The 25,513-nt window shown below is 57.8% G+C and carries 20 protein-coding genes and 1 pseudogene; 11 read left to right on the top strand and 10 right to left on the bottom strand.

Features of this window, described 5'->3' with window-relative positions; translation table 11 throughout:
• Positions 1–80: 80 nt before the first annotated feature.
• A complete protein-coding gene (locus OK352_RS06195) occupies positions 81–920 on the bottom strand; it encodes an aldo/keto reductase (RefSeq protein ID WP_265140575.1) in 840 nt (279 codons plus the stop codon).
• Positions 921–1,019: 99 nt separating this feature from the next.
• Positions 1,020–1,544, bottom strand: a pseudogene (locus OK352_RS06190) (ribonuclease H); the annotation flags it as partial.
• Positions 1,545–1,650: 106 nt separating this feature from the next.
• Between OK352_RS06190 and OK352_RS06185 the strand changes: the two are divergent.
• Both OK352_RS06185 and OK352_RS06180 read left to right on the top strand, forming a co-directional pair.
• On the top strand, positions 1,651–1,908 hold the full coding sequence (locus tag OK352_RS06185; RefSeq protein ID WP_265140574.1) for a type II toxin-antitoxin system Phd/YefM family antitoxin: 258 nt from the start codon (positions 1,651–1,653) through the stop codon (positions 1,906–1,908).
• A gap of 1 nt (position 1,909) precedes the next feature.
• Positions 1,910–2,317: a type II toxin-antitoxin system VapC family toxin gene (locus OK352_RS06180; protein ID WP_265140573.1), complete on the top strand. Its 408-nt coding sequence runs from the start codon at positions 1,910–1,912 to the stop codon at positions 2,315–2,317.
• 13 nt (positions 2,318–2,330) lie between these two features.
• Here OK352_RS06180 and manA read toward each other — a convergent pair whose 3' ends face one another.
• Positions 2,331–3,524 (bottom strand): mannose-6-phosphate isomerase, class I, encoded by a 1,194-nt coding sequence (gene manA, locus OK352_RS06175; RefSeq protein WP_265140572.1) that lies wholly within the window; start codon positions 3,522–3,524, stop codon positions 2,331–2,333.
• Between the two features lie 214 nt (positions 3,525–3,738).
• Between manA and OK352_RS06170 the strand changes: the two genes are divergently transcribed.
• From OK352_RS06170 to OK352_RS06155, 4 genes are all read left to right on the top strand, one after another.
• Positions 3,739–4,917, top strand: coding sequence for an acyl-CoA dehydrogenase family protein (locus tag OK352_RS06170; RefSeq protein ID WP_265140571.1), 1,179 nt, complete (start codon positions 3,739–3,741; stop codon positions 4,915–4,917).
• A 137-nt stretch (positions 4,918–5,054) separates the two neighbouring features.
• Positions 5,055–5,561, top strand: coding sequence for an SMI1/KNR4 family protein (locus OK352_RS06165; RefSeq protein WP_265140570.1), 507 nt, complete (start codon positions 5,055–5,057; stop codon positions 5,559–5,561).
• A gap of 71 nt (positions 5,562–5,632) precedes the next feature.
• The gene (locus tag OK352_RS06160; RefSeq protein WP_265140569.1) at positions 5,633–6,970 is read left to right on the top strand and encodes an O-antigen ligase family protein; all 1,338 of its coding nucleotides are present in this window, start codon (positions 5,633–5,635) and stop codon (positions 6,968–6,970) included.
• On the top strand, positions 6,967–8,301 hold the full coding sequence (locus OK352_RS06155) for an O-antigen ligase family protein (protein ID WP_265140568.1): 1,335 nt from the start codon (positions 6,967–6,969) through the stop codon (positions 8,299–8,301). Before OK352_RS06160 ends, OK352_RS06155 begins: the two co-directional genes overlap by 4 nt.
• A 4-nt stretch (positions 8,302–8,305) precedes the next feature.
• Here the strand turns inward: OK352_RS06155 and OK352_RS06150 are convergent, their stop codons facing one another.
• A complete protein-coding gene (locus OK352_RS06150) occupies positions 8,306–9,046 on the bottom strand; it encodes an ABC transporter ATP-binding protein (RefSeq protein WP_265140837.1) in 741 nt (246 codons plus the stop codon).
• Positions 9,047–9,056: 10 nt separating this feature from the next.
• Positions 9,057–9,917, bottom strand: coding sequence for an ABC transporter permease (locus OK352_RS06145; RefSeq protein WP_265140836.1), 861 nt, complete (start codon positions 9,915–9,917; stop codon positions 9,057–9,059).
• Between the two features lie 181 nt (positions 9,918–10,098).
• Between OK352_RS06145 and OK352_RS06140 the strand changes: the two genes are divergently transcribed.
• The 3 genes from OK352_RS06140 to OK352_RS06130 are packed head-to-tail and all read left to right on the top strand — an operon-like array spanning position 10,099 to position 14,508.
• Positions 10,099–12,009: a glycosyltransferase gene (locus OK352_RS06140; protein ID WP_265140567.1), complete on the top strand. Its 1,911-nt coding sequence runs from the start codon at positions 10,099–10,101 to the stop codon at positions 12,007–12,009.
• Positions 11,982–13,391 (top strand): bifunctional cytidylyltransferase/SDR family oxidoreductase, encoded by a 1,410-nt coding sequence (locus OK352_RS06135; RefSeq protein WP_265140566.1) that lies wholly within the window; start codon positions 11,982–11,984, stop codon positions 13,389–13,391. The genes OK352_RS06140 and OK352_RS06135 overlap by 28 nt, the downstream gene beginning before the upstream one ends.
• Positions 13,392–13,401: 10 nt before the next feature.
• Entirely contained in the window at positions 13,402–14,508 is a 1,107-nt protein-coding gene (locus OK352_RS06130; protein WP_306387780.1) for an acyltransferase family protein, read from the top strand.
• Here the strand turns inward: OK352_RS06130 and OK352_RS06125 are convergent.
• The gene (locus OK352_RS06125) at positions 14,500–15,981 is read right to left on the bottom strand and encodes a polysaccharide pyruvyl transferase family protein (protein WP_265140565.1); all 1,482 of its coding nucleotides are present in this window, start codon (positions 15,979–15,981) and stop codon (positions 14,500–14,502) included. The two genes, OK352_RS06130 and OK352_RS06125, sit on opposite strands and share 9 nt — an antisense overlap.
• A 306-nt stretch (positions 15,982–16,287) precedes the next feature.
• On the opposite strand from OK352_RS06125, the gene OK352_RS06120 reads away from it, so the two are divergent.
• Together OK352_RS06120 and OK352_RS06115 are read left to right on the top strand one after the other, a co-directional pair.
• Complete coding sequence (locus OK352_RS06120; RefSeq protein WP_265140564.1) at positions 16,288–19,791, top strand: bifunctional glycosyltransferase/CDP-glycerol:glycerophosphate glycerophosphotransferase; 3,504 nt, start codon at positions 16,288–16,290, stop codon at positions 19,789–19,791.
• The gene (locus OK352_RS06115) at positions 19,791–21,365 is read left to right on the top strand and encodes a polysaccharide pyruvyl transferase family protein (RefSeq protein ID WP_265140563.1); all 1,575 of its coding nucleotides are present in this window, start codon (positions 19,791–19,793) and stop codon (positions 21,363–21,365) included. Before OK352_RS06120 ends, OK352_RS06115 begins: the two co-directional genes overlap by 1 nt.
• A 226-nt stretch (positions 21,366–21,591) precedes the next feature.
• Here OK352_RS06115 and OK352_RS06110 read toward each other — a convergent pair whose 3' ends face one another.
• From OK352_RS06110 to galE, 4 genes are read right to left on the bottom strand one after another with little or no spacing between them, the layout of a single operon-like run.
• Complete coding sequence (locus tag OK352_RS06110) at positions 21,592–21,798, bottom strand: DUF6752 domain-containing protein (RefSeq protein WP_265140562.1); 207 nt, start codon at positions 21,796–21,798, stop codon at positions 21,592–21,594.
• Positions 21,799–21,800: 2 nt separating this feature from the next.
• The gene (locus OK352_RS06105) at positions 21,801–23,330 is read right to left on the bottom strand and encodes a class I SAM-dependent methyltransferase (protein WP_265140561.1); all 1,530 of its coding nucleotides are present in this window, start codon (positions 23,328–23,330) and stop codon (positions 21,801–21,803) included.
• Between the two features lie 10 nt (positions 23,331–23,340).
• The gene (gene glf, locus OK352_RS06100) at positions 23,341–24,486 is read right to left on the bottom strand and encodes a UDP-galactopyranose mutase (protein ID WP_265140560.1); all 1,146 of its coding nucleotides are present in this window, start codon (positions 24,484–24,486) and stop codon (positions 23,341–23,343) included.
• A 46-nt stretch (positions 24,487–24,532) separates the two neighbouring features.
• The gene (galE, locus tag OK352_RS06095) at positions 24,533–25,510 is read right to left on the bottom strand and encodes a UDP-glucose 4-epimerase GalE (RefSeq protein WP_265140559.1); all 978 of its coding nucleotides are present in this window, start codon (positions 25,508–25,510) and stop codon (positions 24,533–24,535) included.
• Positions 25,511–25,513 lie beyond the last annotated feature (3 nt).

Here is a 25,513-nt window from a genome sequence, read left to right as displayed (position 1 = left end):
GTACGGGCCGCGGCAGCGCTGAGCACCGCCGTACGCACATCGCCCAGCCTATGTCAGCCGGGCGATGGATGCAGTTCGCGTCACTGCAGTGTCGGGTCTGGGTGGGAGCCGACTCGCTGGCCGCGCTCGAGCGCGTCGATCGCTGCCATCTCGTCGGCGGTGAGCGTGAAGTCGAGAACGTCGAAGTTCTCGGCGATGCGCGCGGCGTTGTTCGACTTCGGGAACACGATCGTGCCGTTCTGCAGGTGCCAGCGGATGACCGCCTGTGCCGGAGTCTTGCCATGTGCCTCGGCCGCCGAGACAACGGCCTTCTCCTCAAACAGCGGGTACTTGCCCTGGCCGAGCGGGCCCCACGCTTCGATGTGGATCCCCTGCGACCGGGCGAACTCGGTCAGCTCACGGGACTGCAGCGCCGGGTGCAGTTCGATCTGGTCGATGGCCGGAACCGTGCTGCTCTCGGCCATGATGCGCTCCAGGTGCGGGCGGAGGAAGTTCGAGACGCCGACCGAACGCGCCTTGCCGTCAGCCTTGATCCGTTCCAGAGCGCGCCACGTTTCAGCGTAGAGGTCGCGCTCCGGGTCCGGCCAATGGATCAGGTACAGGTCGACGTGGTCGAGGCCGAGCTTCTCGAGGCTCGTGTCGATGGCGTCGAAGGCTGACTGCGTACCCTGAGCGTCGTTCCACAGCTTTGTCGTGATGAACAGTTCGTCACGCGGGATGCCGCTTGCGGCGATCGCGCGACCGACGCCCTCCTCGTTGCCATAGATCGCAGCCGTGTCGATGTGCCGGTAGCCGGCCTCGAGAGCGTCAGTGACGATGCGCTCCGTCTGCTCGGGGTCGACGCGGAAGACGCCGAAACCCAGCTGCGGAATGTGGTGACCGTCGTTCAGTTCGATAGAAGGGACATACGCGTGAGTCATGATCTCAGCTAATCACAATCGGATGCCGCTGAACGAGGTTCCGCGACGGGCGAACGATCACCGGCCGATGTCGAATCCTTCGAGACCGCTGAAGAGGTCCGGTTCGCCTGGCGCGTCCGCGGCAGCGGGTTCTGTGGTGCGCTCAACCGCTGTGCCGCGCCCGTCGAAGCCGGGCCCCGTCGGGATCTCAGTGCCGTTCTGATACGCCGTCGCAACGGCGCGCGCTCGAGCATCCGCTGCCTCGTTCATGTCGTGCCCTGCGTGGCCCTTGACCCACTCGAACGAGTAGTCGCGGCCCGCGATGGCGTCGTCGAGCTGCTTCAACAGATCGACGTTCATGACGGGCTTGCCGTCGGCTTTGCGCCAGCCCTTGCGCTTCCAGCCCGGCATCCATTTCGAGATGCAGTTGATCGCGTACTGACTGTCGCAGAGGATGTGCAGGTGTTCATCGGCGACGTGAGCCGTGGCGCGGAACAGATCGAGAACGGCCATGAGCTCACCCATGTTGTTGGTGCCGTGGGGCCATCCGCCCGCCGCCCACGAAGAGTCGTTGATGTACCAGGCCCAGCCGGCGGGGCCGGGGTTCCCGAGTGCAGAGCCGTCAGCGGCAGCCGTGATCGTCATGCGTCCATCTTTCCACGGCTGCACTCGTCATCCACATCAGCGGTGTCGTGCGCGGATTTCCCTACACGTGATGTAGCAACATCACGACATCGGCGAGGGAGGCACGATGGTCACCATGTCAGCGCGAGAGTTCAACCAGTCTGTTGCCGCTGCCCAGCGCAGTGCTGCGGACGAGCCCGTCATCGTGACGCGTCGCGGCGAACCCGCATTTGTCTTGATGCGCATCGAGGATTACCGGCGATTGACGTCACGAGCGAATCCCACGCGTCTCAGCGAACGTCTGGCCCCAGCAGATGGCCACGATCTCGACGACATCGAGTTCCCTCGCGATACCAGCACCGGTCGCGACGTCGTCGAGTTCTGAGATGTTTCTTCTCGACACCAACGTCATTTCAGAAACCCGTCTGCCTCAGACGGGAAATCGCGCCGTTCTCACGTGGATCGACTCCATTGAGCAAGAACATCTCTTTCTCAGCGCTATCACCGAATATGAGCTCGAGCTCGGAGTTCTGATGAAGGAACGAAAAGACGGGCAGCGAGCGCCCAGGCATCGCAGATGGCTTGAGGGTGTCCGTGATGTTTTCGCCGACCGAATCCTGCCGGTTCATCCCGAGACGGCGCGGCTGTGCGCAGGCCTCAACGTTCCTGATCGTCTCCCATTTGCTGATGCCCTTATTGCGGCGACGGCTCTCCAGCGCGGCCTCACGGTCGTCACGCGGAACGAGCGTGACTTTGACGTTCCCGAACTTGCTGTGTTGAACCCGTTCCACTGAGGATTCTCGCCCGTCACACCCGCGACGTCGCGACAAACACCTCGCCGTCGCCTGTCGCCGACAGCGCCGACTCATCCGGGGTCACGTACACGGCCTGCCCGGCTGTCAGCGTCGCCGCCCCCTGCCCGCCAGTGAGTTCCGCCTCGCCACGGGTCACGACAGCGATCGCCGCCTTTTCCAGGTCCATCGTCGCGTCGGTGTCCTGCACTTCCATGCGGTACAGCTCAAAATCCGGCACATCGACGGCGAACCGGTCGACTCCGTCGCTCACCCACGCAGGCTGAAGGTACGGCACCGGAACGGGGTCGAAGTTCAGCACGGTGAGCAGCTCGGCAACATCGACGTGCTTGGGCGTCAGCCCTCCGCGCAGCACGTTGTCGCTTGCGGCCATCAGCTCCACGCCGAAGCCGCGCAGGTAGGCATGAATGTTCCCGGCGGGCAGATACAGCGCCTCGCCTCGCTTCAGCGTGACCCGGTTGATGAACAGCGACACGACGATGCCGGGGTCCCCCGCATAGTGCTCGGCGAGCAGACGCACAGTGTCGACGGCGGGCGTGAGAGGGGCGGATGCTGCCACGTCCGTGACAGCCGACACCAACGCCGACACGTCCGACCCCAGCAGGTACTCGATTACGTCGCGCAACACGTCGGCGTCGTCACCGTCGAGCCGTTCACGCAGCCCGGTCAGTTCGGCAGCGGCGAGCGCCTGCCCAGCGTCCGTGGCCACCGCGACCAGCGCGTCGATGTCGGTGATCGCCTCAGAGACCGGCCTGAATCCGCACAGCGCATCGTAGGTCTCGCTCAGGGCGACAACGAGCTCCGGCTTGTGAAAAGCATCCTTGTAGTTGCGGTGCGGGGCGTCCAGGGGAATGCCTGCCGCATCCTCGCGGGCATAACCGGCCTCGGCCTGCTCGGGTGACGGGTGCGCCTGCAGCGAGAGCGGGGACTCCGCGGCCAGCAGCTTCAGTAGAAACGGCAGCCGGCCGCTCGCGACACCTGCCGATGCCGGATCGGCAGAGATCCACTCGGCGAGGTCGGGAAATCCAACACCCGATCCGGGGAAGATCCGCGACGGAGAGCCGGGGTGGGCACCGAGCCACAGCTCGGCTTCTGGTTCACCGGAGGGCTCTCGGCCCTGCAGTTCGGCAATCGCCGTGTGCGAGCCCCAGGCGTAGGGACGCGGCGTGTTCTCAATGGCAACGAACAATTCTGCACCTCACTATCAGGGCACGCGGTCGGCACATCTGCCGGTCTCGTGCGACTGGGGCTTGTTGCCTCCCCACAATCACGCCGGAACCCGGCAGGGAGCACTTGCATCAACCTACCAACGGTTTCCCACGTGCGCGACACCCCGCATAGGCTCACTGCACCGCCGCAACGACACCCGCTGCGCAGAGCCACTCATCACCGGGAGCCAGCCCATGACGTTCGAACCCATCACCGCCGATTTCTACGGATTCTCCACGCTGCTCAGCGATCACGAGAAACAGGCACTCCAGCGCATCCGTGACTTCATGGAGACCAGCGTTCGCCCCGTAATCAATGACTATTGGGAGCGCGCCGAGTTCCCCAGCCAGCTGGTCCCGGAGTTCATGGCGACGGATGTCGCACGGTATGCGTTTGACGAGACAGCCCCGTTTGAGAATTCGGCGGTCTTCCGTGGCTTCGCGGCGCTCGAGATGTCTCGAGTGGATGCTTCGATGGCGACGTTCATCGGCGTGCAGGAAGGCCTCGCGATGGGGTCCATCGGCGTCACGGGCTCTGCCGAGCAACGGGCCGAGTGGCTGCCGAAGCTCGCCTCTGGTGAGGTCATCGGAGCGTTTGGGCTGACGGAACCGCTGTCCGGCAGCGACAGCGCCAAGGGCCTGCGTACGACGGCGCGGCGTGAGGGTGACGAGTGGGTCATCAACGGCGCCAAGCGCTGGATCGGCAATGCCACGTTTAGCGACATCACGATCATCTGGGCGAAAGACGAGGCCGATGGCCAGGTGAAGGGATTCATCGTCCCGACATCGACGCCGGGCTACTCAGCGACGAAGATCGAGCGGAAGATCAGTCTGCGCTCTGTCATCAACGCGGACATCACGCTTGAGAACGTGCGCGTTCCAGAGAGCCTGCGCCTGCAAGAGGCTACCTCGTTCCGCGACACCGCGCGTGTGCTGCGGCTCACCCGCGCTCAGGTCGCGTGGTCGTCCATCGGCGTCTCCATCGGAGCCTACGATGCCGCTGTCGCGTACGCGAAGGAGCGTGAGCAGTTCGGCAAGCCGATCGCACAGCACCAGCTGATTCAGGATCATCTTGCCCGCTGCCTCAGCAACATCACGGCATCGATTGCGATGTGCGTGCGTGTCTCGCAGATGCTCGACGAGGGAACGCAGCGTGATGAGCACTCGGCGATGGCGAAGGGCTTCTGCACGGCGCGGATGCGCGAGACCGTGGCGTGGGCACGCGAGGCGATGGGCGGCAACGGCATCGTGCTCGACTACGAAGCAGCACGCTTCTTCGCCGACGCAGAGGCGCTCTACTCGTATGAGGGAACGCACGAGATGAACTCCCTCATCGTGGGGCGCTCGATCACGGGCCACAACGCCTTCGTGTAACCGCAAAAGGGCACTTCTCCCCCATGCGGTTTTCCCGCCGTGAACTTAGCATTTGAGCAATGCACAATTCATTCGGATGCTGATGGAGGCGATGACGTGTGGGAGGACTAACGGATTGGCGACCACTGATCGTCGAAATGCATACAGTCAAGAATGACATTGCCCAGTGGGATCCACAGGGAATTTTCCCGAATTTCTTCCCCGAGGTCGCAGCGTCAGAGCAAGCCATTGCACAGACCGAATCTGCGCTTGGAGTCGTGCTCGACTCGGAGCACCGTTCGTTCCTCAGCTTCGCTGACGGCTGGCGATGCTTTCATCACAGTGTCAACCTCATGGGAACGGCAGCATTGGTTTCTGGTCCGGACCGCGACGCCGCGCTTGAGGCATTTACGTACGCTCCAGAAGTGCTTGAAGAAGATCTCCGCATTCCGGCAGAACGACTTCTTCCCATCGCAGCTACTCCCGTCGAGGCTGACGTCTTCGTGATGCCGATCACGAATGGCCGCGTGGATCCGATCGTTCACTGGCTCGCCGAAGGCGAACTCATCGATACGTACACAAGCTTCGGAGAGTACTTCGCGTCGATGATCCTCTACGCCAGAAAGCTACTTACCGATATGAAGAGTGGGCGCTACAACAGGTAGCCCGTGTGACATGTGCGACGCGGCTACGCACACTTCGGCTTTCTCCGTGGAGCACGCGATAGATTGTAGGAATGAGCTCGCCCGTCGTCGCCCCACCCTCGACCCTGTCCACCAGGGCTCGGGTCACTGCGGCGCACGGCACGTTCGGGCTCTTTGTGGCGTTCGGCGGCGACGGCATCCGGAATCTTGTCGGCTGGCCCGCTTACGTCGTCATCGTCAGCCTGTACACGGTCATCTCGCTGATCGTTCTAGTGCGGGCACGCCCGCGTCTCACGACACGGATGCTCCCGAAAGCGCTGCTCGCCTTCCTGGCGTACGCACTCATCTCGGTGACCTGGTCGTCTTACGCAGGCGCGACACTCCTCACGTATCTGGGCGCGTTCATGTGCACCGTGGTCGGTGTGTTCGTGGCGCTGATGTTCACGTGGCAGGAGGTGCTGACACGGCTCGCCAACGCCCTCAAATGGGTCGTCGGCCTCTCGCTCGCCTTCGAGCTCTGGGTGTCGGTCTTCGTACGCGACATGGTGCTGCCGCTCTCGGGCGGCGTCTACGTGGGCGATGATCCGCCGCTTCTGGCGTACTGGTCACGCAACCTACTGTTCTCGGGCGGCAAGATCCAGGGGATCCTCGGCAATTCGAACCTGCTGTGCATCTGCGCCCTTCTCGCGATCATCGCTGTCGGCATTCAGTTGGCCATCGGTTCGGTTCGCCGCCGCTGGGGCTGGTTTTGGATGGTGCTCTCAGTTGCCACCTTCGTGCTCACGCGCTCGAGCACGATCATCATCGCCGCACTCGTAGTGGCCGTTGTCTGGCTCACTGTGATGGTTGCACGGCGGGCAAACCCACGCGGACGAGTGACGCTGTACGCCGTGGGCGTCGTCATCGTGGCCTCGATCGTCACGACCGTCGCCCTGTTCTCAGACCGCCTTCTCGACCTGCTCGGCAAGAGCGAAGATCTCACGGGCCGCACGGAGTTCTGGACGCGCGTCATCCACAGAGCATCCGAGCGTCCGTGGTTCGGCTGGGGATACTCCAGTCCCTGGGTACCCGGGCAACTCCCCCTCGACGATCCGCTCGTCCGGCATCACGTCGTGCAGCTTCACGCGCACAACGCCTGGCTTGATGTGTGGCTGCAGCTCGGCATCGTCGGCGTGGTCATCTTCGCCGCCATCATCGTGTCGCTGCTGTGGCGCTCGTGGTTCACCAGCATCGATCGTCCCCGGTTCGACCTGCGCACCGACCGACCGTATTCGGCGCTCTCGCTTCTGCCGCTGCTGTTCGTTGTCGTGCTCGTCGTGCAAAGCCTCGCCGAGAGCCGCATCCTTGTGGAATCGGGCTGGGTGCTCGTCGTCCTCTTCTCGCTCAAGACCAAACGTGAGCGCACGATCGTTCCAGACGGGGCAATATGACGGGAACCGGCGGAGCATCCGGGCGTGTCCCCCGCGGGCTTGACGAGCTCGTGAGTTCGGCCCCCTTCGCCCAGGCGTTTGCACTGTGTGCGATTGGGACAACATTTTCGATCCCGCTCATCCGTAATCTACTCGGCTGGCCAGGCGTCGTCGGCGCGTTGTGCACCCTCGTCGTGCTGGCCGCTGTCGTCCTCATCGGGCGCCGGCACTACATCGAATGGCGGGGCTGGTGGCCGCTGTCGATCTTCGCCTTCGTCGCCTGGTGCGCGCTCAGCATGTTCTGGAGTGACTACACGACATCGGGGCTCATCGGCCTCGGCTATCAAGTCGTCGTCGTCATTCTCGCCATGACCATTGCGCTGACGCGCGACATGATCCAGATCGTGCGCGCTGTCGGCGGAGTGCTGCGCCTGCTTCTCGCCGTCTCGATCGGCCTCGAGATGCTCAGCGGCATCTTCTTTGACGTGCCGATCCCGTTTCTCAGCATCGAGGGAAACATTGCTCTCGGCGGGCCCATTCAGGGGATCTTCGTCACCCGCAATTTGCTTGGCCTGATGGCGGTGATCGGACTCATCACGTTCGTGATCGAGTGGCGCACGCATTCTGTAGACCGGCCGCTCGCGATCGGATCCATCGCACTCGCGGTGCTGTGCCTTCTGCTCTCGCAGTCCCCCATCAACCAGCTCCTGATTCTCGTGGTGCTGGTGGCCACGCTCGCTCTCCTGTGGCTGCGCAAGTCGTCAGCCGAGCGCCGAACGCTGATTCAAGCGTTCCTGCTCACGGTGGGATTCGTCGGGTTCGTGGCCGTCTATATCGCGCGCAACCTGATCATCCGGATGCTGGATGCCGGCAGCGAGTTCGGTGTGCGCTACCATCTGTGGCGAGCCACGTGGGACCTGGTGAAGGACAACTTCCTCGAGGGGTGGGGATGGATCGGCTCGTGGCGCGATGACACCTTCCCGTACATCCTGATAAATATTCAGGTTGACCGCGTCCACGCGTCTGCGCTCAATGCGTACCTCGACGTGTATCTGCAGGTTGGGCTCGTCGGGATCTTCCTCTTCCTCGTGCTGTGCCTGTTCGCGTTCCTGCGCTCGTGGAACCTCGCCTCGAACCGCCGGAGTCTCATCTACACGTGGCCCGCGCTCGTCCTGGTGACGCTTCTCGCCGGATCGTCAGCCGAGAGCCACATCCTGACTGGAGCCGGCTGGTTCCTGCTCGTGATCTGCGCGGCTAAGGCATCGCAATCGCAGAGTTGGCGGCAGAGGATCGATAAACGGCCCGCGGGACCGTCCTCAATGCCACTGAATCACCCGGACCAGATTCCGTGACGATCTACTTGTTCTTCGCTTTGTGAACCTCGAGTGCTTCTTCGATGGGCCCGTCGAAGATCTTCTTACCCTTGCGCAACACAATCCCTCGCGTGCACAGCTCTCGCACAGTGCCGACGCTGTGGCTCACGACCACCATCGTCTTGCCCGCGTCGCTGAGCTCGCGAATCTTTTGGTTACATTTTTCGCGGAAAGGTGCGTCGCCGACCGAGAGGATCTCATCAACGAGAAGCACATCAAGTTCCGTGTGGATCGCCACGGAGAAGGCGAGGCGCATGAACATGCCTGATGAGTAGTGCTTGACCTCCTGGTCAATGAACTCCCGGATGCCGGAAAAGTCAACGATGTCGTCAAACCGCTCGTCGGTCTCTTTCTCCGTCATACCGAGAATCGCGGCGTTCAGGTAGACGTTTTCGCGCCCGGAAAGATCGGGGTGAAAGCCGGCGCCCACCTCGATGAGTCCGGCAAGTCGGCCACGCACGAGAATGCGTCCGGCGTTCGGCTCTAGAACTCCCGAAATGAGCTTCAGCATTGTCGACTTACCCGAGCCGTTGTGGCCAAGGATCGCGACGGATTCCCCCTCGTTGACCGTGAACGAGACCTCGTCGAGTGCTTGGAAAGGAGTTGACCCGACTTTGCGGCCACGGATCTTTCCGATCACAGCTTCCTTCATTGAGTGGCTGTGCCTAATGAGGAACGTCTTGCGAACGTTGTCGACGATGATGCTCGGTCGAGTGTCTGTCATGGTCATGCGCTTACAGGTCCTGTGCGAAGTTGCGCTCAAAGCGACGGAATACGAACTGTCCGATGAAGATCGAAGCGATGGCAATAACAAACGCCACGGCGACGTAGATCAGCAGAAGCGGCGGAGTCGCGAGGCTTCCATCAGAGGTGTCGAACCAAAATGCGTAATGGAAGAGTTCAACGGACGCGGTCAGCGGGTTCGACATATAGATATGGAATAGCCAGTCTGGAGCACGATGCGCCAGCATGTCCCATGAGTAAAGCACCGGCGCGCTCCACGTTGAGAAAGTGCGGATAATCTCAACGAAGTTCTGTGCATCCCGATATGCAACGTTCAGGGCTCCGAACAACAGTCCGAGCCCTGTCGAGAACAAGGTGATCAGGAGCATACCCACGAGTGCCGCGACGATCCCAAGGAGGCTCGGCACCCAGCCGTAGAGCAGGGCAGCCAGAATCAGGATCACGACCTGCGGAAGGAAATGGACGAATGCGACGATCACGGTAGAGACGGGGAACAGCTCGCGGGGAAGGTAAATCTTCCTGACGAGCGCTTTGTTCCCAACGATTGAACGCGTCGCGTTGTTGAATGCTTCGTTGAAAAGGTTGACGACAACGAGTCCTGAGAACAGGTACACCGGGAAGTTATCTACTCCCCGGTCCATCTGCAGGATGATCCCGATAACTAAGAAGTAGACCAGGAACTGCGCCAGAGGTTTTGCGTACGACCAGAGCCAACCAAATATCGAATTCCGATATCTAGTGCTGACGTCCTTTTTCACGAGCACCTTGAGCAGATATCGTTTCGTGAAGATATCGAGGATACCGTTACCCCTACCGGGGGTCCTGAAGTCGCTCAGGTGAGGGTTCGTCAATCCGTCTGCCAATGTCGTTGTGCTCTCGAGTTTAGCGGTGGGGGCCAACTGGAATCATAGCGCTGTCTGTCTGAATTCCCGCCTGTTGCAGAGTCCTGCCAGCATTTCATGGATCGTGGAAGCTAGGCTCGACAGTGGCATTAGGCAGATCAACCACGAGAATAGGAGTCACACGCCGCGCATGTGGACATCGCTGCAGAACGTCGTCTTCCCGCTGGATCGCGACCCAGACGTCCTTCCTCTCTACGCTGATCCCGAGACCTGGACAACCATCGACGGGCAGAACGTGAAGGTCAGCAATCACGCCCACATTGATAATGTGCTGTCGCGCACAAGTGCGCGGGTTAATGGCGGACGGCGCGTGTCGTTTGCGAGCTACTTCAACGCGTTCCCCGCCTCGTATTGGCAGCACTGGACGAACGTCAAGAATGTGCGGCTCGAGCTCAAGACGTCTGGTTCGGGCACAATTCTTGTGTACCGATCGAATTCCCAGGGAGCTCAGCAGCGCGTCGAGTCCCGACGAGTTGCGGGCAATGAGATGAGTACGTTCGATCTTGCCCTCAAGACATTCGGCGATGGGGGTTGGTACTGGTTTGAGCTTGAGGCGGACGATGACGGTCTCGTACTCGAGAGCGGAACGTGGATGACTGACGCAAAACAGAAGGTGTCTGGCAAAGCATCTCTCGGGACGACGACGTTCAATAAGCCCGATTACTGCGTGAATACCCTCGACGCTCTCGCGCAGAGTCCCGAGGTCCTTGATCTCATCGACCGCATATTCATCATCGATCAGGGAACGCAGAGAGTCTCAGACGAAGCCGGATTCGACGCCGTCAGTGAAGCACTCGGCGACCAGCTGGAGATCATCGAGCAGGCGAATCTCGGTGGCTCAGGTGGCTTCTCACGCTCTATGTCCGAGGTGTTGAAGCGCGATGACAGCGATTTCCTCGTGCTACTCGACGACGACGTCAAGATCGAGCCTGAAAGCATTCTTCGGGCTATCGCGTTCGCCCGTCATAGCAAGCGTCCGACCCTCGTGGGCGGCCACATGTTCGACCTACTGAATCGACCAGTTCTCCACGCATATGCAGAAATCGTGGATGAGAAGCCGTTTATCTGGCGTCCGCAGCACCGGGAGCTTTTCCCGCATGACTTCCGCACCACAAACCTTCGGCAGACACGATGGATGCACTCTCGCATGGATGCCGACTATAACGGCTGGTGGTTCTGCCTGATCCCCAAGAAGGTCATTCAAGAAATCGGCCTGTCACTGCCCGCATTCATCAAGTGGGATGACGCCGAGTACAGCCTTCGTGCTCGGGAACAGGGCATCCCTACGGTGACATTGCCGGGAGCCGCGCTGTGGCATGTGTCGTGGCTCGACAAAGATGACTCCATCGATTGGCAGGCGTACTTCCACGCACGCAACCGCATCGTTACTGGCCTGCTCCACTCTCGCAGGCCCAAGAGCGGGGACCTCCTGCTCGATAGTTTCCGGCTTGACCTCAAGCATCTGCTCTCGATGCAGTATTACGCGGTAACTCTTCGCCACATGGCACTGAGAGATCTTCTCAGCGGTCCCGACCACATGCACCAGCAGCTTCCGACTCAACTCTCAGTGCTACGTAATGCTGCGGCGTCCTTCTCAGAAATGAAGGTGCTACGCACTGACGACGAGATTCCGCCGACGAACCAGGGCAAGCCCGTCTTTCCCGTGCCGCCGCCCCACTCATCAAGTCCCGGGCCGAGAGGCATCAGTCTCGCTGTCTTCACAGCCAAGATGTCGCTTCGGCACTGGTTCACCCGTCCGGCTACAGCAAACCAGAAACGCCCACAAGTCGAACTCGCAAAAAGAGACGCAACCTGGTTCCGTACCCCGCATTATGACAGCGCACTTGTATCGACGGCAGATGGCTCCGGAAAGTCCTTGTTCCAACGTGACCGAGCGACTTTCCGGCGCCTGCTGGCAGAAAGTTTTTCGCTTCACCGCCAATTGCGCAGCAACTGGAACTCCCTGTCCAAGACCTATCGACGGGTGATGCCGACATTGACGTCAGTTGATGAGTGGAACAAGTCGTTCACAGCGAAGTGACCGTAGAGAGCAACGAGGAAAGAATGAGAACTGTCGCAGTCATCCTTGCCGGCGGAGTCGGCGTGCGTGTCGGACTTGGCATCCCTAAGCAACTCATCAAGATTGCCGGGAAAGCAATCGTTGAACACACGCTCGAAGCCATTGAGAACAACTCGAATATTGACGAAATCATCATCATGATGAATGCCGAGTCAATTCACGAGCTGGATCACCTACGGAAGGATGATCGGTTCAGCAAGCTGACACGTGTGCTCCCGGGTGGCGAGACGCGCAACGACACGACAAAGCTCGCGCTTGCCGCGCTTCCTGATAATGAATGCAAGGTGCTCTTCCACGACGCTGTGCGTCCGTTCATTGACGACAGGATCCTTGACGACTGTGTCAGCGCTCTGGACACGTATGACGCCGTTGACACCGCCATACGTTCGGCAGACACGATTATTCAGGTTGATGATGATGGCTGCATCTCCGACATGCCTGATCGGTCCGTCCTCCGGCGCGGCCAAACTCCTCAGGCATTCAAGCTTTCAACGATTCGCCGAGCATATGAGATCGCTGCAGACGACCCCAACTTCAAAGCGACCGACGACTGTGGCGTGATCTTCACCTACCTGCCAGACGTGAAGATCTACGTAGTCGACGGCACGGCGGAGAACATGAAGGTCACCGAGCCGATCGACATTCATATCGCAGACAAGCTTTTCCAGCTTCAGTCGAAGAGCCTCTCGGCCGACTCGGCGGACCTTCCCTCTCTCACAGGCAAGTCTGTGGTGGTCTTCGGCGGTAGCTATGGAATCGGCAAAAGCATCGCTGAGCTTACCGAGAACTTGGGGGCGCGAGTATTTGCCTTCAGCCGCAGCGAAACGGACACCGATGTGACGTCTCGCAGCAGTGTGCGCAGGGCGCTGAATCGAGCCCACGCTGAGGCGGGATCCGTTGACTACGTGATCCTGACGGCGGGAGTGCTTTCGGTCGCACCATTGGTGAGCGCGCCGAAGAAGGAAATCAAGAAAACCATTAGAACAAACCTGACGGCTCCGGCCATCGTTGCTCAAGAAGCCTTCGACTTCTTGAAGGAGTCCCAAGGTTCACTGACGCTTTTCACGTCTAGTTCCTACACACGTGGGCGGGCGGGCTACAGTTTGTATTCGGCAACTAAGGCAGGCGTCGTCAACCTTACTCAGGCCCTCGCAGAGGAGTGGGATGAGGATCACGTGCGCGTGAACTGCGTCAATCCGCAACGCACTCACACGCCCATGAGAACGCAGGCTTTCGGCAAAGAGCCCGAGAACACGCTCTTATCTGCAGAAGCGGTGGCTGAAGTCTCGACACGTGTCATGGATTCCACGATGACCGGTCAGGTCATCAGCGTTCGTCTGTAAGGAAGCATTTATCCAACTCGCTTCATCCTCGGCCGAGTCGGCACGACCACGATTCGCACTTATTGATCTCACGAGATTTGCCGCCGCCGCGGCTGTGTTGCTTTACCATTTCGTTGCTCGTGATAATGATGCTTGGGACGAACCTGTCGACCAGGTATTTCCTGAGCTATTTCCGGTTGCAAAGTACGGTTTCCTCGGCGTCGAGATCTTCTTTGTTATCAGCGGATTTGTGATTCTGCTGAGCGCCGAGGGGCGCAAACCGATAGCATTCATTGCCTCACGAGTAAGCAGAGTTTACCCAGCGTACTGGGCAGGAGTCATATTGACGTCTCTCCTGCTCCTATTCCTATGGCCAGCAGGCAAAGACATCTCAATCGCGCAATCACTCATCAACCTGACGATGTTGCAAGAAGTCTTTGACGTGCCGCACGTTGATGGCGTCTACTGGACGCTGTGGGCAGAACTTCGGTTTTACGTTCTCGTCTTCGGCCTCATCACAATCGGGTTGACTCGAGCTGTTGCATTAGCGGTTGCTGTGCTCTGGCCACCGATCGCGGCCATCTTTCAGCGTTTGAATTCGGATGTTGTCGACATGATCTTCATGCCTGAGCAGGCACCGCTATTTTGCATGGGGATCATCATCTACCTGCTCGTCAAACAGCCACGAAACTTTGTCCTCTGGGCCACGCTCGCTGTTAATTGGGTATTTTCAGTCTTCCAGACAAATGGGGGCACTCGACTCGGGGCCCAATCAAATACAGACGACGCCTTAAATCCGATCATCATCGCGCTCGTCCTTGGCGTAGGCGCTTCCGCAATCTGCGCCTTTGCGCTGACAAGGCTAAATCGAGTGCGGGCACGTTGGATGACAGTCCTTGGGCTAATGACTTACCCCCTTTATCTTATTCACGAGCACTGGGGGTGGTGGATGCTCACGAACCTTCAGTCTGTGCCAAACTGGATCGCCTTGTGTTTGGCAACCTTCGGAGTCCTTCTTATTGCTTGGCTGATCAATGTGTTGATCGAGAAGCCGATCGGCCCCCGAATGCGCAAAATATTGAACCGCCATCTCGCTGCTCTGGTTACGGCCGGCAGTGAACCTCGAAAATCAGCGTGACTTGCGGTGTTGACGTCGAAACCGTCCTGCGCGGACTCTCAGACCTTCGATGACTCGCTTTTCTGCAGGCTGACGAAGGTACGTTAGAGTGCCTTCGTGCTCATTGAGTTTATGTTCCAGTCGACTTACCTCGGCTTTTAACGCAGCCAGTTCATCGGCACTCGAGGACGGACGCGGGGCAAATGGAGGCGTATATGCGCCAACTCTTCGACCCTGATCCGCCTCGACTCCTTGCCAAAGCCAGCGCACACGGGAGATAAGAGCTTCACGATCGTCCGCATACAATGTCCCGACCGGCCGTGGATACGAGGTTGACGACAGCTGGCGCTCGTAGTCGGAGTTGGCCTGCCCGTGGTCAAATATATTCGAGATGTTGTTCTTACCAAGGAACGCGGTATACCGGTCAAAATTCTCCGAGCTCACTCGATTGAGCTCGGTGAAATCTGCATCGGCGTACAAATGACCAACGTCAATACCTTCCTCGGCAGAAGGTACAGGACGGTACGGTATACCGTGATACTGCGCTAGTTCGAGAGTTCGCGAATCATGCGATAGCAACACAGCTGGAGTACCAGCTGTAAGAGCTGCGACGTTGCCGTGAATCCGGTTCCCGAAGGCGAATTCACATGTTGACAAATAGTCGCGCCACGTTTGAGGGTCAAGAAAAAATCGAATGCGGTCTTGTTTGTAAAGCGGGTGGGACGTATCGCCGGGTACTCCCTGGGCTAGCTTTCCTGCTACCTTCTGCCCCCACAAGAGCAAGGCGAGTTCTCTGTGCTCTTGCGGTATGTAGACCGAGTTTGGATACTGCTCTGCAACTGCCATTAGGTTCTTCCCCATACCGGGGATGGAAGGCGTAACGTTCAGCCCCAGTCGGGCACCTTTTGACGGCGGCACCGTCTTCTTTTCAACCGTCATTTGGCGTCCGTTGTCGTACATTGAGGGACACCCAATAACGTCTACATGCTCTTCCCCGAAGCCGAGAGAATTCAGATAATCAGCCGTGATCTCGCCTCTAACTCCGACAGAGGCCGAGTGATCTAGCACTGCACGCATAAATCTAGCGACTGACGCATTGGTTTTGTCAGATACTCCGGAATAGTCCCCACTCAACCCGAGCTGAGCCCCAACACCAACAACGACTACCGGAATCTTTAGTCTTTCAATCACTGCGGAAAGTCGATCAAGCCAGGGAAGAAATTGTGTCCGGAAGGCGTTGGCGAGCGGCAAGACAAATACATCGAATTCGCTATTGATTCTATCGACGTACTTGTCGTTGACTCGAACAGATTCAGTTTCGAGCGAATCGACAACGACCTCGCTGCCTGGAACGTAAATAGCGCGGTATACGGCGTTCGTGAACAGAAGATTGCCGACATTGGCGCCAAATACTCCCGAACGGTTTCGCGCGAATGACGCTTCCGGACTAACCACATCGTGCGGAGCTTTTCCGGCTCGTACAAGAATCCTCACGACTATTCACGCCTCCAAGCTGAATCGGACTATGCCCGCTCAACTGTATCTGCTCAGCGGACTCTTTCAGATCCCAGACGTAGACCACGTTTAGACTGATCCGGACGTAAGAACGTCGGCCGTCAGGGAAGCTGAAGGGCCGCCACGGATGTTGAGGATCGTATATTGGGCAGTTTCCGAAATCTCGCAGTCGATTTTCTAGCTCGTCCAGAGTTGTTGTCGGCCCGTGAAAGGGTTCGAAACCTCGGGCGTTGGGCTTCTGGAGTCAAACTACGTTCGCTTCTAGCGCGAGACAAAGGTGCGTACGTGCCTGGTCTGCTGAGCATCGTAGTCCCCGCGTACGAAGTTGAACGTTACATTGATGAATGTCTCCGGTCGCTCAGCGTGCAAAACTACCGCAGAGTCGAAGTAATCGTCGTCGATGACGGCTCTCCAGACCGAAGCTATGACATCGCGCTACGCTGGTCCAAGCGAGACCCTCGGATTCGAGTCGTACAGAAGAAGAACGGCGGGCTAAGCTCGGCACGAAATGCAGGGGTGGCCCATGCTCGCGGCGAGTTCCTCGCTTTTCTCGACAGCGACGATTTTGTCGATCGCCACGCTTATCAGGACGCGATGAGTATCCTGCAGGAATCCGGGTCAAGCTTTGCTGTAATGCCTTACCGGCGCGAACTCAAAGGTTCGTTTCCTCCAGCTGCACCGTGGATTAGGTCTGCTCACCGCACCGAACGCAAAGCAACAACGCTCCCCGAATTTCCCGACATACTTGTCAATGCAGTCGCGTGGAGCAAGGTATACAGACGGGACTTCTGGGACAGGTGCAACTTCACATTCCCGGAGGGTCTGCTTTACGAGGATCAAGCCATCTCTATGGAAGCTTTTGCCCGTGCCGAATGCTTCGACGTGCTATCTCGTGTCAGCATCAATTGGCGCCAGCGAGACGATCAATCGTCTATCACCCAACAAGTAACTTCCGCACGAAACATTCAACATCACCACATCGCGGTGCGAGATTCGCTCGATGCATTGGAGAAATACAGCACTTCGGAAGTTCGCCAAGAACGTTTGCGCCAGATCCTCAACAACAATCTTGGCGAATTTCTCCCCAACATTCGCCAGATGGATGCCGAGGCGTGGCCGATCTTCGTAGAGTTTATAGAATATTTACTCTCCCAAGTCACGGACACTGAGTTGTGGGATCTAGTGGACGCCCGGAAAAAGATCCTTCTAGGTCTAGTTGCCCGAGAAAATCGTGAACTCGCGTTGAAATTTCTTGAACATCAGGGCTGGCAGCCTGATCACTTCGCTGGTGTCGTCCACGGTCAGCAGATCCTTGGGAGCTTCCCACTCCGAGAAGAACTCCAATCAGTGCTCGACGACAATACATTCGTGCTTTCGCCAACTGAGACAATGCTCAGAGCAGTCGCTCGAAAAATGAGCAGGTCGGCGACGGATCAAATCGAGCTCACGGTTATCGCGTATGTGGACCGGATTCGTCCGGACGATATCGATTCGATGCTATTTGAACTCGTCAATATCAAGAACGGTGAACGCCGTGCCCTCGCAAGTACGACAACAACTGTTGAGGGCGCGGTTCTGGGGCACACACGTCGATACGCGGATATGCGGGATGCTCTGTTCAACGTCACAATCCCTGATGTTGCCTTTGAACAGGATGGCGAGTATGAAATACAGGTGAGCGCAACGTGCGGCGAGCTCCGCCGATGGTCGCGCGTAACAACTGACTGGAAATCAATACGATCAACGGCACTCGAACTGGCTGATAGTAGAGTCCTCGTTACCATTCGACGACCTGATAGATCAGTAATCTTCAAAACTTCGACCCCCAAAGTCACAGCTGAGCACGCGAGCTTGGACGGGGGCACTGCAAATATCGCATTACGAAGTGCAGTTCCATTGGCACAAGTCTCGCTGGTCCGAGACGGTGACAGATTCAGCCTCAACCGTTCTGTCCAGAAACTGGAGTTTTCTGAAGGACTGTGGACAGCCAACATCAACGTGCCTCGTAGCCTCGCATCGAGTTACGGACGTGTGACGTATGACCTTAGAGTCGTCGAGCCGGACGGTACACCACACACGGTCTATGTCTCCCCGCAATTACCCAATGTAAACGAAATCAACGCCGATGGGCGCTTCGTATGGTCCAGGCGGGTCAGAACGCGCAACTCAGAAGATTCCCGGGGAAATACGGTCCAAGAGTTCACCAGCGGCTGCCTGACACTTGTAGATAAGCGAAACTGCCTGAACGTAGTCAGTGTCGGGCTCGATGACCTGAACGGGCTCGTGATCAATTGTCGTCGCACGCGCACAAGCCTTGACCCAGTTCGAGCAACTGCCCACGTTGGCTCTACGACGTTCGATCTCCCGATCGTACTCACGGCCGACGGCGTGTCAATCCATGTGCCACTCTCGGCCGCGAAGTGGGGTCACGATCAGCGTGCTTTCCCAAGTGGCGACTATATTTTTCAACTCGAGAATTCGGAGTCAGGCTCGGTTGCACTCGATGTACATGATGCGCTCGCGCCCGACCTGCCCCAATCATTTGAGACAGATCAGCTTCGGATCAATGTATCGCGCGAACACGGCGGGCGACTTGGACTTAGCTTGGAACCCCCACTACGGGACGATGAGATCGGTGGGGGCAATCGTTGGAGAATGAAGGATTGGTTCTACACGCTCTCACCGAGAAAACCAAAGTCGATTGTGTTCCGGAACTTGTATGGTGAAGCAGCGAATGATTCGGCACTCGCCGTGCACAAGGAGTTGCAACGTCGCGATAGTCCCCTCGAGCTCATTTGGGCTGTAAGGGATCATTCCATTGAAGTCCCAGACGGTGCACGAGTTGTCCTTGAAGATTCTCGGCGTTATTACGAGGCATTCGGGACTGCAGATTATGTCATGGTCAACGTCCACCAGCCTGATTGGTACGTCAAGCGAGAAGGCCAGATTCTGATCGAAACATTCCATGGGTATCCTTTTAAACTGAACGGGTATAAGTGGTGGCAGAAGCTCGGATTCACTGCCGAACGCCAAGAGTCTTTCTTCAAACGCGCGTCTGAATGGGACTACCTCGTTTCCCCTGCTAGCTATGCAACCCCGTTCTTGAAAGAGTTCTACCGCCCTGGCTCATCGATCGAGTCGGACATTCTCGAGATTGGCTACCCGCGAAACGACGCTTTGCTCGCCACCGACGCCGATAGTGTTCGGAATAGGGTTCGTGAACGTCTCGGAATTCGTCCAGGTCAGAAAGCCGTGCTTTACGCCCCGACCTTCCGCGATTATGTATCAGCTGACGATATGTCTGCAGCGATGGTCGAATTTATCGACCTCACAAAGCTCGTGCGTGCGCTTGGCAGCGGCTACGTTATCTTGCTACGGGGGCATCCCTTCAACGCTCGCCAAGGTACCTCCGCTGATGAAGACATCATCAACGTGACGGACTACCCGGACATCAATGACCTCATATTGGCATCGGATATAGGTGTTCTTGACTACTCGTCCTTACGTTTCGACTACGCGCTTACGGGAAAGCCATCGTTGTATTACGTCCCCGATTTCGAGCGCTACTTCACAGGCCGTGAGAGCTTTGTACCGTTCGAGGAGACTGCGCCCGGCCCGTTTGTTCGCACAGCAGCTGACCTCGTCGAGTCAATTGGCAACGCGGATGACGTTGCACGCACATTCGAACCCCAGCGTGAACTGTTCGTTTCCCGATACATGGAATTAGAAGACGGCCATGCTACTGAACGTCTCGTTGATGCTGTCTTCGCCTCGCGCGGGGATGCATAATGCCGCAAGTCAGCGCAGGCCCCAAGATCGCAATGATCGGCGATGTTGGTTGGGCTGGACTCTACCACCTCGGTGACGAGGCAATGACTGAAGCCGCGATAAAAGCGATGCAGGATCGCGGGGTGACGGACATCACTTTGATCGCGGCCGAGGCTAGGCCCGCGCGCGAACGATACGGTGTGAAAGCGATTGACAGATTGGGATTTGGCCCTCGTTGGAGTCGAACAAAGCTCGATGATCGATATCGAACCTTGGTGGCAGATATCGAAAATGACTTCGGTTCACTCCCAGAGAACGATCCAGCGCATGCGATTCTCTCGCTTCTGAGAGCCGCAGACGCAGTCCTCATTGCGGGTGGAGGTAACATCACCTCTCGATACCTCTACCACGTGTATGAGCGATCTGTCCTCGTAAAGATTGCCAAAGAAGCCAGAAAACCTGTTTTCCTTACGAGCCAAACCATAGGCCCCTCGATCGATGATGATCATCGTGGGATTATCGCCGAGATCCTCGAGGGTTCTCAGATGGTAGCCGCCCGTGAGAATCACACGTTCGAGTTGATCAACGACCTCACCCAGGGAAGAGCGCCGGCATATCGATCGGTGGACGACGCCTTCCTTTTAAAGGCCACGGAGGCAGACCACCAATGGTCGGCTAGTCTTGACTTGGATGAGGGCTATGCGGTTGCATCGGTGTCACCACATATTGCTAACGCCTTTTGGGCTAAAGATTTCTACTATCAGCAGATGGCAGAGATATTGGACGCAGTCGCAAATCAGATGGGGCAAGAAATACTGTTGATTCCGCACGCGGGTTCCCCGCTCCCGGACGACGAGAAGCATGATCAGCTCTCTCACCAACAGGTGGTAAGCCTTTCAACTTCAGGCCGTCTACGGCCCCTCCCGGTCATCTCTGCCACTCAGTCTCTTGCAATCATGGCCAAGGCTACGATGGCAATTAGTACGCGCTATCACCCCATTGTGCTCGGACAGCGTGTCGGGATCCCGACGATCTCAATTGGGATGGACCCCTATTCCTTCGTGCGTATGCATGGTGCTCAACAAAACTTCGGAACTCAAGCACTCCATTTGCCTGCAAAACGTGCAACACCCGAAACAGTGGCTTCAATGGCTCAACAACTTACTCTTCAGCGTCAGAAGTTCGTTAGCCATATCGACGCGATCAAAAAAACCCGTGAAGAGGAATCATCGAGGTGGTGGGACACGTTAGTCGAACAAATAAAGGCTCCATCTGACATCCCAAAACTGAGCTTCGCGAAGGTTGATGCTTTGCACCTCGATCATGTTCCAATGATTAGCCGCTGTGAGTTCGATGCGTATAACGAGTTCAGCGTCGTGACTAAATCACTCCAGGTGGAAAGTAATGCGCGGATACGTGCGGAGAAGTCGGCAGCCCAAGCGAAACGGGATCGGGATGCGCTGAGTGTGGCTAAGAGGCAGTCTGACGCGGAATCTCGGTCCCTACGTGAGGAGCTGCGCGCAGCCAATTCTCGCAAAGTTGTCCGTATCGCCGATACGTTGGGAAGACTTGTTCGATCGTTCGTTAGAAGGTAACGTTTGCTGCTTCTTGCCCAAGCGGGCGGGAATGAGGGATTTTAATGACGACACCCTGATTTTTGATGAGTCAAATTGGGGCTGTACATTACCTACAGAGTACTGCGAGTTCTCTCTTATCGCGAAAACTCAAGACCGTAACGAGCCCAGATGGTTCTCCGGGTGCAAAATTTTCAGCGAGTGTACTAAGAAGTCTCCTGGCGTTTGCTATTGCTTAACTACACTCTCAAGCGATCTTCTCGACGACGAGGTCCGTGAGCTCGGCTATTCGTAAGCTATCGCGACGGGCCTCGTCGACATCCTTTTTCAAACGCTCCACTTCAAGCCGAAGATCGGCAACTTGACGGCGCAAAACCTGGATTTCTTCGCTCGCGACCAATCCTTCCGGTGCAGCTGACCACGCAAGTTGTTGAAGCCTACTTTTTATACCCATTACTACCTCTCCGTTCTCAACCCAATCACCGCATCCGTGACCAGTCTCTTGCCTTCACCACTCGTTTCAGTCTTCGAACGATCAATGCGCACTGTCAAGCCGAGTTCCGCAGCAGTCTTGTACATCGCGTTGAGGGGGATGTGCCATGTCTGCGGGCGCTCCATGTCAAAGCCTCGCCCGGGCGATGCAAATGACGTCATAAACGCGAAAGAATCAGCCCGCAGAAGATATTTGCAGAGCAACGCGGCATTGATACGCGCCGAGTTTGTAACTCCATCAATCGCATGACGCATAAAGATATAGATCGGTCGTTCACTGGCTCGCAACTCGATCGCAAGGGACAGCATCTCCTTGCGGTCATAGAGATTCGCGACGCGATAGTCGACCTGAGCCTGTCTTGATTCTGCCGCTTTCCTCGCCCGGTCAATTGCAACCCACGAGAAATCAAAGGCAACAACCTCGTGCCCTTGTGCCGCCAAATACGCGGCATCGGCTCCGGCACCACACGCAACCTCGAGGACAAGAGCGCCTGGCGGCAGCCGCTCCGCAAACCGCTTCACCGCGTCAGATGGACTCCGCAACTCAGCGATGCTCTGGTACCGGGCGTCCCAATAAAGTCGATGGAGACTCTGACGCCCGAACCAGAAGTGGAAACGCCGAACTGTGTCCTCCGGGGTCTCAAAGGTAAACGTCGGGTCTGGAGTTCGCCAGTGGGGCCCGTAGCAAGCGGCGAGCCATTTCTCCGGGTCTGCCGGTGCCGCAAGGTCGACGCCTCCAAGCGACAACGTTGTGGTGGGAACAATGTCATCTGGGGCGATCTCATCAGTATCCACGTGAATCGGCTCGAAGAACTGGCCGTCCTTGAACAGTGCGGTGAATACATCCACGAAATGGTCGATGTGCCCAGACTCAGTCTTGAACATGACTTGGAAGTGGCTGACGCTGTGGCGAACAATCCAATATCCGAGGGCCTCGAAGTCGCGCTGGAGTTTAAAGCTTTCCAGGGCGACGTCGGACGGGTGAGAATGTTTGCTGAGGTAGGCGGTGTCTGCATCGTCGTCGTGCTGCAGCACGTCGCCGTCACGAACTGCGCCCAACAGCGTCCCGCCAACAATGAATGCGTCAAATCCGAACTCGCGAAGTTGTTGAAGAACCTCCGCGGTTCGCTGAATTAGTCGGTCTTTGTCTTCTCGAGTCTGCTGTTCGAAGCCGTGAGTGAGTCTTCCCCATTTATTGACGGTAAGGCCTCGCCCATCGGCATCCCTCAGCACGATCGGCTGATCAGACGTGCCGAAGGCTAGCGTGCGACGATCAAGAACGGTATCGCTGCCGTCCCGCACTTCAAATCGGCTCCGCCCGTCCATAACTCGAAGGAGTTCATCGGGCCATGGCACAAGAACGCCCGCTCTGCGGGTCGCGGACTCAGGAGACACCGTCCAGAGATGCTCACCGTCCAAGTAGACATTCAGCTCTCTGGCACCGATACCGGGACGTACGAGCATCCCCCGTTTGTTCAGCAACACTGCTTTCACGATGGCGACTCTACTGCGTTGCAAGCTTGTTGTTCCACATCGACAGCGCTGAGCCGATCGCCATGTGCATGTCGAGGTACTGGTAGGTACCCAGCCGGCCGCCGAAATAGACGTCCGGCTCGCCGCCCTGCAGCTCGCGATATTTCAGAAGACCCTCACGGTCTGACGAGGTGTTCACCGGATAGTAGGGTTCATCGCCACGCTCAGCGAAACGCGAGAACTCTCGCATGATCACTGTCTTGTCATTGGGATAGTTGTCGCGCTCGGGGTGGAAGTGCCGGAACTCATGGATGCGAGTGAAGGGGACGTCCATGTCGGGATAGTTCATCACTGGAGTGCCTTGGAAATCTCCGACGGGCAGGACTTCTTGCTCGAAGTCGAGAGTCCTCCATGACAGCTCACCCTCGGCGTAGTCGAAGTACTTGTCGACAGGGCCCGTATAGACGATCGGTATCTGCCCCACCGTGTCCTTCTTGTTGAATGGTTGGCTCTCGTCGAAGAAATCAACGTTCAGCTTCACATCAATGTTTGGGTGGTCTGCCATGCGCTCCAGCCACGCTGTGTACCCCTCGGTGGGCAGTCCCTCCCATTTATCGCTGAAGTAGCGGTTATCGTAGGTGTACCGGACGGGAAGTCGGCTCACAATTGATGCTGACAGTTCCTCAGGGTCTGTCTGCCACTGCTTGGCTGTGTAATCGCGAAAGAACGCTTCGTAGAGGGGGCGGCCCACCAAGGCGATCCCCTTCTCGACAAAGTTCGCTGCATCTTTGACGTTGAATTCGCCGGCCTGTTCCGCGATAAGTTCTCGTGCCTCGGTCGGCGAATATGCGGCCTGGAAGAACTGGTTGATCGTACCGAGGTTGACGGGCATCGGGTAGACGACACCGTTGTGGGTCGAATAGACCTTGTGCACGTAGTTCGTAAACGTTGTGAACCGATTGACGTACTCCCACACTGACGGGTTCGACGTGTGGAAGAGGTGGGCTCCATACTGGTGCACCTCAATGCCGGTATCGGGCTCCGGCGCACTATACGCGTTCCCACCGATGTGCGGTCGCCTGTCGATAACCGTGACCTTGCGGCCGCTTTCAGCAGCACGTTCAGCGATGGTCAGGCCAAAAAAACCTGAACCCACGACAAGAAGGTCACAGTCCACGGGTGTTCATACTCCTAGGTAGCACGTGCAAACGTCAGTAATGACTCTAGTCTGAGTCAGCTTGGGCGCAGCTTCGCGCGGCCCACGCCGATTCGACCATGTCCCTGATCGAATGCGTCGGTGACCAGTCAAAACTGGACTCGATTCGATGAGAATCGGCAACGACAGATGCCGGATCCCCCGGCCGTCGCCCGACAACCCGAGGTTCGAACGGCATTCCGCTCACCGCTGAGAGTTCTGTCAGGACCTCACGCACGCTGGCACCCTGGCCCGTGCCCACGTTGAAGACCGAATAGCTCTCACGTGCAGAACGAAGGTAGTCGACCGCGGCAATGTGGGCAGCCGCGAGATCCTGTACGTGCACATAATCTCGCACGCCGGTGCCGTCTCTCGTGTCGTAATCGTCGCCGAAGATCTGCGGAACATCCCCTGATTCCAGTGCTTCCACAGCGAGCGTGACCAGATTCGCCGGGATCATGTCTGCGAGTTCAGGGGCACCCGCTCCCGCCACGTTGAAGTAGCGCAAGCTCACGGCGCGGATCGACGACGCCCGGGCAACATCTCGTACCAGCCACTCCCCCGTCAGCTTCGACGCACCGTACGGGTTCACCGGCGTCGTCTCGTCATCTTCGCTGACAAGCGCGTTCTTCGGGTTTCCGTACACGGCGGCGGATGATGAGAACACGAGCATCGGCACGCTTTCCGCCTGCATCGCCTCGAGCATGTGAGCGAGCGTCTGCATGTTCTCGCGATAGTAGCGAATCGGATGCTGGACAGACTCCGCGACTTGCTTGAGTGCGGCCATGTGAATCACTGCGTCGATGCGATGCTTCGACAGAATATGGCGCAATTCGGCAACCGCCGAGGGCGCCGTCAGATCCAGCTCATACGCATCAACGTCCCCGATGCGATCGCGGTCTCCGGTGCTGAAGTTGTCGACAACGACAACGTCGCCGTTCTTTTCCAGCATCCGAACGATATGGGCGCCGATGTAGCCGGCTCCCCCCGTAACGAGAACGCTCACAAG

Origin of the sequence: Microbacterium sp. MPKO10, from assembly GCF_026107415.2 — a bacterium.
Classification (GTDB): Bacteria; Actinomycetota; Actinomycetes; order Actinomycetales; family Microbacteriaceae; genus Paramicrobacterium.
This window is presented reverse-complemented; position numbering and strand designations above follow the sequence as displayed.